This is a genomic window from Streptococcus sp. NPS 308 (assembly GCF_002355895.1).
GTDB lineage: Bacteria > Bacillota > Bacilli > Lactobacillales > Streptococcaceae > Streptococcus.
On sequence record NZ_AP017652.1, the window covers coordinates 1880588 to 1894740 of the forward strand.

The following is a 14153-nucleotide window of genomic DNA, read 5'->3' on the forward strand; positions in this document are numbered from 1 at the left end:
TTTTATTATAGTAAGATGCTCTTAAAGAAACCATACATAAAAAAGGAGAGCAAATGCCTCGCTCTCCTTTTTCCACATCAGTGCAGAATCTTCCGCCTAGATTACATTATTCACCTAATTCTAGTCGAATATCTTGTAGGCGCTCTTGCGCCTGTTTCACAATTGATTCTAAAATAGCCTTACATGGTTTGATGTCTTTCACCAAACCCGCAATTTGTCCGCTCATCATTGAACCATGAACTGTATCACCTTCATAGACAGCCTTAGATAGAGAACCGATCGTAATTTCTTCCAGTTCCTCTCGATTTGTACCTTTCTGCTCTAATTCAATGTAATGATCCGTCATCTCATTGCGAATACAACGAACTGGCGCTCCCGCGATGCGACCTGTAACCGCAGTCGCTGTATCACTTGCCGCCAAAATAGCTTCTTTATAGGCAGGAGAAATTGGACATTCTTCTGAAGCAAGAAAAACTGTTCCCATTTGAACTCCTTGTGCACCTAGGGCAATCGCAGCAGCAAGTCCACGACCATCTGCCACACCTCCTGCAGCAATGACTGGAATCGTTACCGCATCAACGATTTGTGGGATAAGAGCCATTGTATTGGTCTCTCCAATATGGCCACCAGCTTCTGAACCTTCAGCGATTACAGCATCAACTCCCAATTCTTGCATCTTTTGAGCATGCTTGACACTGGCAATAACTGGAATAACCTTGATTCCTGCTTCTTTCAAGTAAGGCATAATATGCTTAGGAGTTCCTGCACCTGTAGTTACCACTGGAACCTTTTCTTCGATGATAACAGTCACAATATCCTTGATATTTTTCATCATCAACATGATGTTGACACCAAAAGGCTTATCTGTCAACTTTCTCAGTTCACGAATTTCTTCACGCAACTGTTCTCCGGTCATACCACCCGAAGCGATAATTCCCAGACCTCCAGCCTCAGAAACAGCTGCTGCTAGTTGATAGTGCGAGATTTGAGCCATAGCCCCTTGGAAAATTGGATATTGAATCTGTAAAAGTTTTGTAATTGACATATGAGTCCTCCTTTTATTTTCTGTTGATTCTTGTTGGCAAATGGATGCATGATTCACCAATATCCCCGTCAACAAGAAAATGTTACATTTGTCTCCTCATATTCTGCTATCCTAAAAAGTCTGGCTTACGATCCTGCTGATCTGTAAAAGGAATAAGTGGGGGGCGAGAACGTAGAACATAATCTACAAATTCCTTCCCATCCTTGTCAAACTCTACCACCGCGAAAAATTGATCATGGTAAAAGAAAAACTTATAATGATTCTCAAAAGCCTGACGCAACCACTTCTCTTTGGCTAAAATTGATTTCATAGGATAATCATCAACTGCTGGAACCCAGAGAGGATTTCGATGAACATGTGATAACATCAAGTCCCCCATATGGATCATCGTATCTTTCCCCTGTTTGAGCAAGATAATACTGTGGCCATTGCTGTGACCACTTGTATGAATCATTTGGATTTCTGGAATGACATTGATATACTCTGAGAAAGTCGTCACCTGATCTTGAATCGGTTCCCAATTTTCTCTTAAATAAGTTCCCCGCGTTCGATTATTAGGGTTTCTCATCTCATACCATTCGACATCATTCACAATAATCTTGGCGTTTGGATACTTGGAAACCAGCTTCCCTTGATCATTCACATACGTCAAGCCACCAGAATGGTCATGGTGCATATGTGTCATCAGAACGACGTCAATGTCTTCAGGCGATAGTCCTAAAAGAGCTAAACTTTCTTCTACCCGACTTTCAGACAAGATTCCTAAGTTGCGCCTTTGTTTATCGGATAATTTTGCTGTATCAAAACTTGCATCTATCAAGTAATTTTTACCCTTGTACTGGATCAAAATAGGATCCGTCAACTCCGCCATCATATTAGCATCATTTGTTGGGTAGTAACGAGACCACACAACTTTCGGAACCGGACCAAAAAGAGTCCCTGCATCCGTCAATTTATCGGCTCCACGTAGCCATGTCAGTTTCATATCATGAAATTGATATTCCTGTAAGGTGAGTTCTGCCATGCTTTACTCCTTTATCCATTGGGCTGCTATTCTTTTACGAATCGAATCCCCAGATTTTCCATAGATTTCAATCGTTTTGGCATCCTTTAGATAACGGTCTATGGGGATGTCATCCAAGGTTTGAAGAGGTCCAATTAATCTAATAATTTCCTCAGAAATCTCAATTGCTACTTTTGTCGTATAAAGTTTTATCTGAGATACAAAGAGAGAATCCGCCTTCATCCTGTCCTTGTAGGAAGCAAAGTAAGATTCAGCCGCACACAGCTTAGTATACAAGTCTACAAATTGATTCTGATAGACTGTCGCATCGATTAATCGTTTCCCAAATCCTCTTTTGACCTTTACAAAAGCCAGACCTTTTTCAAAAGCTCCCTCAGAGATACCAATAGAGATTGCGCTTAATCCTAGCTGTAATTTTTTGATAATATCATTTAACTGAGTTTCCCCATTTAAGGTCAATCCAAGCAGACTATCTTCTGGCAATATGACCCGATCAAAAGTTACCGAATTCACAGGTAAACCCTGTAAACCAGGTTTTGCTATATCATCTCCAAAAGCAACCCCCGGTCGAGTCGTATCAACAATGAAAAATCCATATCCATCTTCTCCGTTAGTTTCCTCAACCTTGGCTAAGATTAACAAAATATCTGTATAGCGGCAATTTGATACAATTGACTTCTTCCCAGTTAAAGACCAACCTGCCTCTGTTTTCCTTGCGGTTGTTGCAATAACCTCCAAGCTTTCCATCAATTTCCCTTCAGAAAATCCCAAGCCAGCTAAGATTTCTCCCCTCACTAATGGTTCTACATAACGCGATTTTTGTTCCTGACTCCCATATTGTAAAATAGGATAGATACCATAACATGCCTGAGTTAGTAGAACAGCAGAAAAAGCAGGAAAATCTTTTGAAATCAAGCGAATAAAGGTCAAAAACTCGGTTCTCAAAACAGAATCTTGACTATCTAAAAGCAAGGAAAAGATATCAAATTGCTCAATAAACTGATAAAGCAATTCTCTAGGGAACTGTTGTTCATCCTCACGAGACTTAAAATAGTCCCGAATCAACACTTTCACGTCTGCCTTCAATTCTCGCGCCAGCACGTCATTATAGGTCATCGCATTCACCTCATCTTAGTTGTCAGAAAACGGTTGGTAATAATCTTTCAACAATTCTTCATACACATAAGACTCTACTTCATTGTAGGAGTTTTTATAGGGTCTACAAAACCAAATATTAAATGGAATCGGATCCTTGAATCTAACCGCCTTAAAACGACTCTTATCCACAAAATATTCAACCGGCCTTGGCAAAAGGGCAATCAAATCTGTCTGATGAGTTGATTCAACTAGGAAGTCCCAAGTAGAGGAAAGATAAGCAAATTTAGCCTCTATTCGTTGTGAACGAAGTTTTTCTGTCACTAAATCATAAGTCGTAAATGTTTTGTTGAAGGTTGCCAATTCATAACTAGCAATATCAGACCATTCCAACAAGCTTTTCTGAGCCAGCGGATGATCCTTATCCATATAAGCAACGTATTCATCCAATTGAATGATATGTTGTTCATATTTTTTAGCATCCAGGCTCGTAGGCTCTATCAGAATAGAGAGATTCAAATCTCCATCAACCATTTTTTGACGAATTTCCTTCCCTCCACCTTCCGTAACCTGGATATGGATATGAGGATTATTTTTCAGAAAATGAGGCAAAGCACTAGCAAAGTAAACTCGTAAAATCAAGGACGGAATACCAAGATTAATGGTGCCTTTTTGCTTTTGAGCTTCTATATGGATCATGGAAAGCATTTCTTCATGTCGATTCACAATCTCGGTCGCATAACGATAAATTTTGCGTCCCGCCTCTGTTAAACTTTCTAACCTTCCATTCTTGCGATTGAATAATTGAACCCCTTCAGCTGCTTCAAAATTTGTCACGAACTGACTCAAGGCTGATTGACTAATGTGAATCTTCTTTGCAGCAATGGAAAGGTTGCATCCGCATTCTATGATATTGATGAAATAGTTCATTTGGATAATATCCACTTACCCATCACCTAGCTTTCCTTCACTATTTTAGCAAGTCAATTAGACAACTATTCTAGTGTTTGATAGTTGTCTACTGACTTTTTATCGAAATAACATTTCGAATACTTCATTTTAACGTTGTATATAAAGCGCTTACAATATTATCTAGTTTATATCATAACACACTAAGTAGAAAATAGCTCTTTTTTTGCTTAAATCGGCATTGTTTTTAGGTCTTCTGAGACAATGACTTCCCCAGCTGTTTTTTCAAGAACTTCTTCTAATGTCACACCAGGAGCCAGCTCTTTCAACAGGAATTTACCATCTTTGAATCCAAAAACAGCTAATTCTGTGATGACAAGATCCAATACTCCTTTAGCTGATAGCGGTAATGTGCACTCTTTCAATAATTTAGATTCACCACCTGTAGTATGTTGGATCGCTGCAATTACACGCTTAGCACCTACCAATAAGTCCATTGCACCACCCATACCAGGAGCAAATTTCCCTGGGATAATCCAGTTGGCAATGCTTCCATCTTGACTTACTTCAAGAGCTCCAAGAACAGTTGCATCCACGTGTCCACCACGAATAATGGCAAAGGAAGTTTGTAGATCAAACAAGGCTGCTCCGGGCAACAATGTGATAGGAGCTCCACCTGAGTTCGCTAAATTGGCATTATAGTTGTCCTTGGTTGGTGTTTCTCCAAATCGAAGGGCGCCATTTTCTGCCTGCAAAATAACATTTACACCTTCAGGGATGTAATCAGCAGAGGCGTTTGGAATCCCAAATCCAAGATTGACCACATCTCCATCTTTAAATTCAAGCGCTACACGTCTTGCGATAATTTCTTTTGCTTTCATCTTATTTCACCCCCGCCAGTTTGTTTGTCTCTGTCCACAAGTCTCCCATCATCTGATGATGTTCTTGTGGTGTCAATCCTTGAACGACATAGTCAACTAGGATACCAGGGATGTAAATATCATTTGGATCAATTTCTCCGGCTTCAACCAACTCGTTTGTCTCAACAATGACTGTGTCAGCCGCTAGAGCGAGTTGAAGAGAGATATTTTTAGTAGTCCCATCTAGATAAAGGTTGCCATACTTATCCGCCTTAGTAGCTTTAATCAAGGCAACATCGATTTTCAATGGATCATAAATCAAATATTCTTTTCCATTTCGAGTCACTTTTTCGTGCTCATCTTCAAGAATTGTTCCTACACCTGTTGGTGTTAAGACTGCTCCAAGACCCGCACCCGCAGCATGCAAACGTTCTACGACAGTTCCCATCGGAGTGAACTCCACTTTCATGGCTCCTGAGAAATAATCATGCTGAGCAGCAGCAGATGTCCCTACATGGGCTGCAATGTATTTTGTAACCTGATGGTTTTCACAAAGACGACCAACTCCAACTTCCTTACCGGGTTGAGAGGTTACAACAGACACCAAGGTCAAATCTTGCTGGTTTTGACGAACCAGTTCCTCAATTAACTCAAGTGGTTCTCCTACTCCGAGAAATCCAGAAATACCAACTTTATCTCCTGAATGAATCAAGGAAATAGCTTCAGACAATGTTACAACTTTCATAACCTATCTCCTCTCTTATTTACGTTGAAAGACAGCTTTGCGTTTTTCAACAAAAGCGCGCATTCCTTCTACCTTATCTTCTGTTGAGAAGAGTAGAGCTTCCGCTTCTGTTTCCAAACGAATAGCATTTTTCAGAGGGAGTTCTGAGCCAACTTGGATAATATGTTTAGCTTTTTCAACTGCTAGCGGTGCATTTTTCATAATCGCTGCTGCTAGCTCTTCTGCCGCAGGCAATAGTTCTTCTGCTGCTACCAACTTGTTAAGAATTCCAAGATCATATGCTTCTTGTCCTTTAACCATTCTAGCAGTGAAGATTAATTCCTTTGTTTTACTAGTACCAATCAAACGAGACATTCTTTGAGTACCTGCAAAACCAGGAATGATTCCCAAGCCGACTTCAGGGAAGCCAACCATTGTCTTGTCATAGCCAATTCGGATATCAGTTGAAAGAGCTAATTCTAAACCGCCTCCCAAAGCATAACCATTCAATACTGAAATAGTTGGCTGAGTCAATTCAGATAAGCGGGTAAAGGTGTCGTTCGCATAGGTCATGTATTCATGAGCCTGAATTGGAGACATTTGGTCCATCTCTTTAATGTCTGCTCCCGCGACAAATGCTTTCTCTCCTTGACCGGTCACAATGACAACACGAATGTCCTCGCTTGCTTCAATTTGGTCTAAAGCGAGATTCAAATCCTTTAAGACTTCTGAACTTAAAGCGTTCAAAGCCGATGGACGGTTAATTGTTAGATAGCCAAGACCATTCTTAACCTCTAATAAAACAGTTTTACTCATTGTTCTGCTCCTACTTGATTTATTTTGAGTACAGAGTACAGCGTCAACAAATACCAACACAAAATGTAAGAGCTTACATTTTCATCATAAACCTTTTTTCCCCATCCGTCTACTTAATCTTTATTTATAGACCTATAAGTTCAGCTTATAGGACATGGTCGTCCAATCCATCCTTAAAGTCTTAGAAAAAAATAAAAATACCTTATCAAGCCCTTTTAGAGAAAGACACTTGATAAGGTATGTAACTATGAGATCGGATCAAAATCTCATTTTGTAATCGTAATATTGAAAAAGAGGAAATGACATTCAGTTTTCTAATAACTAACGTTCAACGATGAGGGCTGTTCCCATCCCTCCTCCGATACAGAGAGTAGCTAAACCAGTTTTAGCATCACGTTTCATCATCTCATGTACCAGAGTCACTAGGATACGGCAACCTGAAGCCCCAATTGGGTGACCAAGAGCAATCGCACCACCATTGACATTGACAATATCGGTATTGAAGCCAAGTGTTTTTCCAACCGCACAAGCCTGAGCAGCAAAGGCTTCATTTGACTCGATCAAGTCAAGATCATCAACTGTCAAATTACCTTTTTCAAGAGCTTTACGGGTCGCATAAATCGGTCCACATCCCATAATCTTAGGATCCAAACCTGCACTTGCATACGAACGAATGCGCGCAATGACTGGAAGTCCTAATTCTTCAGCTTTTTCAGCACTCATGACCAAGACAGCCGCCGCCCCGTCATTGATACCTGAGGCATTTCCCGCTGTAACAGAACCGTCTTTTTTAAAAACAGGACGCAGCTTAGACAGACTCTCCAAGCTAGCATCTTTTCTAGGAAATTCATCTGTATCAAAGACGATAGGATCGCCTTTACGTTGAGGAATGACCACCGGAACAATCTCTTCCTTAAAGCGTCCAGATTCTATAGCCGCCACTGCTCGTTTTTGTGATTCCAAAGCAAGCGCATCTTGATCAGCCCGGCTAATACCATATTCTTCTGCCACATTCTCAGCTGTAATCCCCATATGGTATTCGTTAAAGGCATCAGACAAACCATCCTTAATCATGGTATCTACCACTTTCGAATCTCCCATACGGCCACCCCAACGGAAGTTTGGCAAAACATATGGAGCCTGGCTCATGTTTTCTGCACCACCAGCCACGACAATATCTGCATCTCCGCACTGAATCGCTTGAGCAGCTAACTGCACTGCCTTCAAACCGGAGCCACAAACCTTATTAATGGTAAAGGCTGGTGTAAATTCAGGAAGCCCAGCATGAATACTCATTTGGCGAGCCACGTTTTGGCCTAAACCTGCGCCTAGGACATTCCCCATAATCACTTCATCTACCTGCTCTGGTTTAATATTCGCTTTTTCCAAAGCACTCTTAATTACCAAAGATCCCAAATCAACAGCAGAAACATTCTTCAAGCTCCCACCAAAGGAACCTAAAGGTGTTCGCACTGCCGAAACAATAACTACGTCTTTCATGACTACCTCCATCAGTGTCTAGTAAGTAAAGAAGCCTTCTTTTGTCTTCCGTCCCAATTTTCCTGCTTCGACCATTTTCTTAAGAAGAGGAGCAGGACGGTATTTTTGATCACCAAACCCTTGGTTTAGGACGCCCATAATAGCCAAACAAACATCCAATCCAATCAAATCAGCAAGAGCCAAAGGTCCAATAGGATGATTTGCACCAAGTTTCATCGCTTCATCGATTTCCCCGGCACTAGCCACTCCTTCACCTAGAATGTAAATGGCTTCATTGATCATAGGAATCAAAATTCTGTTCACAACAAAACCATAAGAATCTTTAACATTAACTGGTGTTTTACCAATTTTCACTGTCAGTTCACGAACCGCCTGAACCACTTCTTCTGAAGTCTGCAAGGCCTTAATAACCTCTACAAGTTTCATGATTGGGGCAGGATTAAAGAAGTGCATTCCAATCACGCGCTCCTGATGTTTAGTAGCAGCAGCTATATCCGTGATTGACAAAGAGGATGTGTTTGATGCTAAGATAGTTTTAGGATCTGTCAATTCATCCAATTGTTTGAAAATATTCAACTTAATCTCACGATTCTCAGTTGCAGCTTCAATCACCAATTGGACTTGTTTCGCATCTTCATATGAAACAGATGGAAGCAAATTGGCCAATACCTGATCCTTCTCATCCGCAGACATCCGTCCTTTTTCAACTGAACGTTCCAATTGTTTTGTGATATTATTCAAGCCTCTTTGAACAAATTCTTCTTTAATATCGTTTAAGTAAACTGTAAAACCAGCCTGAGCAAATACTTGAGCAATTCCGCTTCCCATTTGACCAGAACCAATAATCATCACCTTAGATATCATTATTTTCTCCTTCTTATTTTACAAAAATCCAGTGCATGAAGCAAGGACGATTGAACAGAAATCCTTCAATCGCCCTTCTGACATTAAACAAAGGCACCTAGTCCAGTAATCTCACGACCAACAATCAAGGCATTCACTTCGTGTGAACCTTCATAGGTATAGATTGATTCAGCATCTGCAAAGAAACGAGCAACATCTGTCTCAAGTGTAATACCATTACCTCCGCAAGTTTCACGAGCAAGGGCAACTGTTTCGCGCATCACCAAGGAATTGTGCATCTTAGCAAGAGCAGAGTTAAGCATCAATTCATTCCCTTTCTCTTGCATTTCAGCAATACGAGTTGAATAAGCAATAACTGCTACAGCATTTGCTTGCATACGAGCCAATTTTTCTTGAACAATTTGGAATTTGGCAATTGGACGTTTGAACTGTTCACGATCTTTAGCATATTTAAGAGCTGCTACATAAGATCCACAAGTCACTCCCATAGCAATGTGAGCAACGTCCGCACGAGTGAAGGTCAAGATACGGGCTACATCACCAAAACCATTGATATTTACCAAACGATCTGAATCTGGAACCTCTACATTCTTCATAGTAATATGGCCATTGCGGACACAACGAAGAGCAATCTTATGTGGGATTGGTTCTGCATGATATCCAGGAGCTCCCTTACGAACGATAAAGCATTTCACCTTGCCATCCGCAACATCACGAGCAAATACAGGAACGACATCCGCAGTATCTGAACCACCAATCCAGCGTTTTTCACCATTTAGAATCCACTTGTCTCCAACACGTTCTGCAGTAGTTGCAAGTCCTCCAGCAATATCAGAACCTGAAAGAGGTTCAGTTAAAGCGAAGCAACCTTGCCAATCAAATGCAGCTAGTTTTGGAAGAAATTCTTTTTGTTGACGCTCATCACCACCCAAGAGAATTGTGTTGTAGCAAAGTCCGCCATGAACGGTATAGAATGTTGCCATAGAAGCATCGAAGCGAGCAAGTTCAAGATACAAGAAAGCAATATAAAGTTCAGATGGTTTCCAGCTACCTTCACGTCCCTCAAACAATTTTGGATTGTTCATAATTTGAGCGCCCTTAGCCACAGCATAGAATTCTTCAAAAGGAAAATCAGGTTTTTCCCAGTATTCATTAATAACCGGACGGAGATGTTTCTCAATCAAACGGCGAGTTTCTTGTAAAACCTCTGCTTCTCCCAAAGTTAGACCATCCGCATAGTGAAAAAGGTCCTCAGGATATAGTTCGCGTAAAATTTCTTCTTTTGTTGCCATAGTCATGACTCCTTTATTTGTTATAAGAGCGCTTACATTTTTGTATTCGCTATTTGTTGACAACCCCATTCTATCCCTTAGGGTATTATTTTGTCTACTTAATAAATATAAACACCCCTATAAGTTCAGGTTATAGGGTCCGATTCTGACTGTTTAATCAAGGATTTCCTCGTTTTTCTACTTACTTAGGCACAAGAAAAAGTGGTTTACAAATCAGTAAACCACTCTTATTAGTTATTTCAATTTTATGATTCTTTTACTTCGAGCAAACCAACTTCACCATCTTCACGACGATACAAAACATTTGTTGTTTGATCTTCTACGTCTACATAGATAAAGAAATCATGTCCCAACAAATCCATTTGAAGAAGCGCTTCTTCTAAATCCATTGGTTTTAAATCAATTTGTTTTGAACGAACTACTTTTGGTTGCACAACATTTGCCTCTTCAACTAGGGCATCTGTAAAGAGTTGGCTTGTCGCAACTTTATTTTTATTTTTACGTTCGATTTTTGTTTTATTTTTACGAATCTGACGTTCAATTTTATCAGTTACAAGATCGATAGATCCATACATATCTTGAGAAATATCTTCTGCACGGAGAGTAATAGATCCAAGTGGAATCGTTACTTCAACTTTTGCTGTTTTTTCACGGTAAACTTTCAAATTCACACGTGCATCCAACTCTTGCTCAGGTTGAAAATACTTTTCGATCTTTTCGAGTTTAGAAACTACATAATCACGAATCGCTTCTGTTACTTCTAGGTTTTCACCACGGATACTATATTTAATCATATAAGTACCTTCTTTCTAAACATTTTTGTTTTTCTAACTATATTATAGCGCTTTCATTTTCATTTTGCAAATTTTTTCCTCATCTTACAAGGGAAAAAGTTTTAACATCCAAAGCTCCTGCTTCTTCAAAAAGACGCTTCACACGATTGACAGTCGCACCTGTTGTATAGATGTCATCAACAACCAAAATTTTCTTAGGAAGAGGGGCTTCAGTTTTTATAAAAAATGGAATTTCGGTAGCTAATCGTTCCGAGCGATTTTTAGAAGAACTAGCCGTCTCTTCTCTTTTCCCTAGTAAATCTTGAAAAGAAAACCCTGCTGCCTCAACCAAACCTTCAACCTGGTTAAATCCCCTCTCAAGCAATCTTTCAGGACTTAGGGGAATGACAACAAATTGATAGTCTCCATACTTTTTCAATTCATTAGCTAGAACAGGAGCAAAAACCTTTCTAAGTAGAAAATCCCCATCAAACTTATATCGACTAAAGAAGTCTTTCATAGCTTGATTATAGGTGAAGATTGCATTATGATCGACTCGAATCTTTTCTTTACACCAAAATTTACAATCTTGACACATAGTTGACAGGCCTGTTTTCATACAGTTCGGGCAATAGTCCTCACCAATTTTCTCAAAAGTAGACTCACAATCTGAACAAAGATAGTTGTTCTCATTCTTAAACAGCAAAAGGTGACAAAATATCAAGTCACTCTTTATTGTCTGTCCACATAATAAACAGTTCATAAACCTGCCTCCTTGTTCATCTGCTTAATTTCCTTGATTGCTTTTTTAATGGAAACATTTAATCCATCATAAAAGAAGAGCAGTTCACCAGTCGGTCTATCCATACTGCGCCCAACTCGCCCTCCAATCTGAATCAAGCTAGACTTGGTAAAGAGACGATGATTAGCTTCTACAACAAAAACATCCACACAAGGAAAGGTGACCCCACGCTCCAAAATTGTTGTACTAATAAGGATTGTCAACTCTCCATCTCGAAAAGCTTGTACCTGCTCTAATCGATTTTCTGTGATAGAGGACACAAAGCCGATGTTTTCATTTGGAAACTGTTCCTGCAAGAGTTCTTTTAGTTTCTCGCCTTTCTTAATCTCAGATGCAAAGATTAACAACGGATAACTTGTTCTTCTCTGCTTCTTAATGTAGGACTTTAACTTTGGAGACAACTGACTCTTTTCTATATAGCGATTAAAATCTGATAACCAAACTAGCTTTGGAATAATCAATGGATTTCCATGAAATCGTCTTGGCAAGCTCAATCGTTTTAATTCTCCAGTGCGAACCTTCTTATCTAACTCATCTGTAGAGGTCGCTGTAAGAAATATCTTTAGCCCCTCCTCCTTTACACATTGGTTTACAGCATAGTAAAGAACAGAGTTGTCAACATAAGGAAAGGCATCTACTTCATCCACTATCAGCAAGTCAAAAGCATGATAAAATTTTAACAGCTGATGAGTCGTTGCAACAACTAGTGGTGTTCGAAAATAAGGTTCTGACTCACCATGAAGTAGTGCTATCTCACAAGCAAAGTCATTCTGCAGTCGTTTATACAGCTCCAAACACACATCAATTCGAGGGCTGGCTAAACAAACTGCACCACCTTCATCAATCACCTTAGCCACAACCTGGTAAATCATCTCTGTCTTTCCAGCTCCTGTTACAGCGTGAACCAAGATTGGCTCTTGCTTGTCCACCGCTTGAAGCAGTCCCTCTGACACTTTTTCTTGAAAAGGTGTTAACTGACCACGCCATTTGAGGACGTCTTGCTTAGGAAAATCCTCCTGCGGAAAATAGTATAAAGCTTGATCACTCCTGACCCTCTTCATCAATAAACACTCCCTACAATAGTAAGCACCTATAGGTAAATGCCATTCTTCTAGAATACTACTATTACAACGTTGACAAAACAGTTTCCCTTTCTCTTTTCTAATTGCCGGCAGTTTCTCAGCCATCTGACGTTCTTCTTTCGTTAATTCTTTCTCAGTAAACAAGCGACCGAGATAGTTTGGATTTACTTTCATACTTCTTTATTCGTAAAAATATAGCGCTTTAGGAAATTTTTTAGTACAATTAAATCATGGAATTTAGAACAATTAAAGAGGACGGGCAAGTCCAAGAAGAAATCAAAAAATCACGCTTTATCTGTCACGTAAAGCGTGTCTATAGTGAAGAAGAAGCTCGTGACTTTATCACTGCTATCAAAAAAGAACACTACAAAGCCACCCATAACTGCTCTGCTTTTATTGTAGGGGAACGCAGTGAAATCAAGCGTACGAATGATGATGGTGAGCCTAGTGGTACTGCTGGAGTCCCTATGCTTGGCGTCTTAGAAAATCATAATCTTACGAATGTCTGCGTAGTAGTTACTCGTTACTTTGGTGGAATTAAGTTAGGCGCTGGCGGTTTGATTCGCGCTTACGCAGGAAGTGTAGCCTTGGCTGTCAAAGAAATAGGCATTATTGAAATCAAAGAGCAAGCTGGCATAGCCATTCAGATGTCTTACGCTCAGTATCAAGAATATAGCAATTTTCTTAGAGAACATAAACTCACGGAAATCGAGACAAACTTTACAGATCAAATCGATACCATAATTTATGTTGATAAGGAAGAGAAAGAAAATATTAAGTCTGCTCTTGTAGAGTTTTTTAATGGAAAGGTTACTTTAACAGATCAAGGTTTACGAGAAGTTGAAGTTCCTGTAAACTTAGTGTAAATAAAGGAGAAATACATGGCGTTTGGAAAATTTATTCAAGGACTTGCTGGTAACTTCAGCGAGCAAAACAAAGAAACTCTTATCAAAGAATATGGTCAATACCTACTAGAGAATGAAGAAATCCAAAGTGGATATAAGCTCATTCGTGACGCAATCATCTTTACAAATATTCGTATCATCTTTACAGATAAGCAAGGCGCTACTGGTCGCAAGATGTCTGTTAAGTCACTCTTTTTGATGAACATTGTCAACGTTGAAATGGAAACTGCAGGAGCAGGTATAGACGATAGTGAGATTACGATCACTTATTTAGAGAATGTCTTTCTAAAAGCACATAATGAGCATTTTAGTTACCACAAATTTGAATTTCCTAAGAAAACGGATATTCTTCCCCTTTACTCCTATTTACTAGAACTTGCTTATCACAATCGATTGAAAATTAATGGCTTAGACCTTTGATATAAAAAAATCCTATCGCTTCGATAGGATTTCTATATTTTA

The 14153-nt window shown here is 39.6% G+C and carries 15 protein-coding genes; 2 read left to right on the forward strand and 13 right to left on the reverse strand.

From position 1 onward, the window contains the following. Positions 1–106 precede the first annotated feature (106 nt). The 13 genes from SNAG_RS09500 to SNAG_RS09560 all read right to left on the reverse strand — a co-directional run bounded on the left by SNAG_RS09500 (position 107) and on the right by SNAG_RS09560 (position 12960). Positions 107–1087, reverse strand: coding sequence for a nitronate monooxygenase (locus SNAG_RS09500; RefSeq protein ID WP_255261433.1), 981 nt, complete (start codon positions 1085–1087; stop codon positions 107–109). Between the two features lie 64 nt (positions 1088–1151). Continuing rightward, positions 1152–2069, reverse strand: a complete 918-nt coding sequence (locus SNAG_RS09505; protein WP_000829421.1) for an MBL fold metallo-hydrolase — start codon at positions 2067–2069, stop codon at positions 1152–1154. A gap of 3 nt (positions 2070–2072) precedes the next feature. Continuing rightward, positions 2073–3185, reverse strand: a complete 1113-nt coding sequence (locus SNAG_RS09510; RefSeq protein ID WP_096408708.1) for an acyl-CoA dehydrogenase family protein — start codon at positions 3183–3185, stop codon at positions 2073–2075. 15 nt (positions 3186–3200) lie between these two features. Beyond that, entirely contained in the window at positions 3201–4109 is a 909-nt protein-coding gene (locus tag SNAG_RS09515) for a LysR family transcriptional regulator (protein ID WP_160312967.1), read from the reverse strand. Positions 4110–4303: 194 nt separating this feature from the next. Further along, a complete protein-coding gene (locus SNAG_RS09520) occupies positions 4304–4954 on the reverse strand; it encodes a 3-oxoacid CoA-transferase subunit B (RefSeq protein WP_000644729.1) in 651 nt (216 codons plus the stop codon). A 1-nt stretch (position 4955) separates the two neighbouring features. Next, positions 4956–5678: a CoA transferase subunit A gene (locus SNAG_RS09525; RefSeq protein WP_000869892.1), complete on the reverse strand. Its 723-nt coding sequence runs from the start codon at positions 5676–5678 to the stop codon at positions 4956–4958. Positions 5679–5693: 15 nt separating this feature from the next. After that, a complete protein-coding gene (locus tag SNAG_RS09530) occupies positions 5694–6473 on the reverse strand; it encodes an enoyl-CoA hydratase-related protein (RefSeq protein WP_000048041.1) in 780 nt (259 codons plus the stop codon). A 321-nt stretch (positions 6474–6794) separates the two neighbouring features. Beyond that, positions 6795–7973, reverse strand: coding sequence for an acetyl-CoA C-acetyltransferase (locus SNAG_RS09535; RefSeq protein WP_096408710.1), 1179 nt, complete (start codon positions 7971–7973; stop codon positions 6795–6797). An 18-nt stretch (positions 7974–7991) separates the two neighbouring features. Next, complete coding sequence (locus SNAG_RS09540) at positions 7992–8840, reverse strand: 3-hydroxybutyryl-CoA dehydrogenase (RefSeq protein WP_096408713.1); 849 nt, start codon at positions 8838–8840, stop codon at positions 7992–7994. Positions 8841–8920: 80 nt separating this feature from the next. Beyond that, entirely contained in the window at positions 8921–10129 is a 1209-nt protein-coding gene (gene fadE / locus SNAG_RS09545; protein WP_000201480.1) for an acyl-CoA dehydrogenase FadE, read from the reverse strand. Between the two features lie 245 nt (positions 10130–10374). Continuing rightward, positions 10375–10923: a ribosome hibernation-promoting factor, HPF/YfiA family gene (gene hpf, locus SNAG_RS09550; RefSeq protein ID WP_000599113.1), complete on the reverse strand. Its 549-nt coding sequence runs from the start codon at positions 10921–10923 to the stop codon at positions 10375–10377. A 79-nt stretch (positions 10924–11002) separates the two neighbouring features. Further along, complete coding sequence (locus SNAG_RS09555; protein ID WP_096408716.1) at positions 11003–11665, reverse strand: ComF family protein; 663 nt, start codon at positions 11663–11665, stop codon at positions 11003–11005. Continuing rightward, on the reverse strand, positions 11662–12960 hold the full coding sequence (locus tag SNAG_RS09560) for a DEAD/DEAH box helicase (RefSeq protein ID WP_096408718.1): 1299 nt from the start codon (positions 12958–12960) through the stop codon (positions 11662–11664). The genes SNAG_RS09555 and SNAG_RS09560 overlap by 4 nt, the downstream gene beginning before the upstream one ends. A gap of 56 nt (positions 12961–13016) precedes the next feature. Here SNAG_RS09560 and SNAG_RS09565 point away from each other — a divergent pair, with 56 nt between their 5' ends. After that, a complete protein-coding gene (locus SNAG_RS09565) occupies positions 13017–13652 on the forward strand; it encodes a YigZ family protein (protein ID WP_096408721.1) in 636 nt (211 codons plus the stop codon). Between the two features lie 15 nt (positions 13653–13667). After that, the gene (locus SNAG_RS09570) at positions 13668–14111 is read left to right on the forward strand and encodes a PH domain-containing protein (RefSeq protein WP_096408724.1); all 444 of its coding nucleotides are present in this window, start codon (positions 13668–13670) and stop codon (positions 14109–14111) included. The last annotated feature ends 42 nt before the right edge of the window (positions 14112–14153 follow it).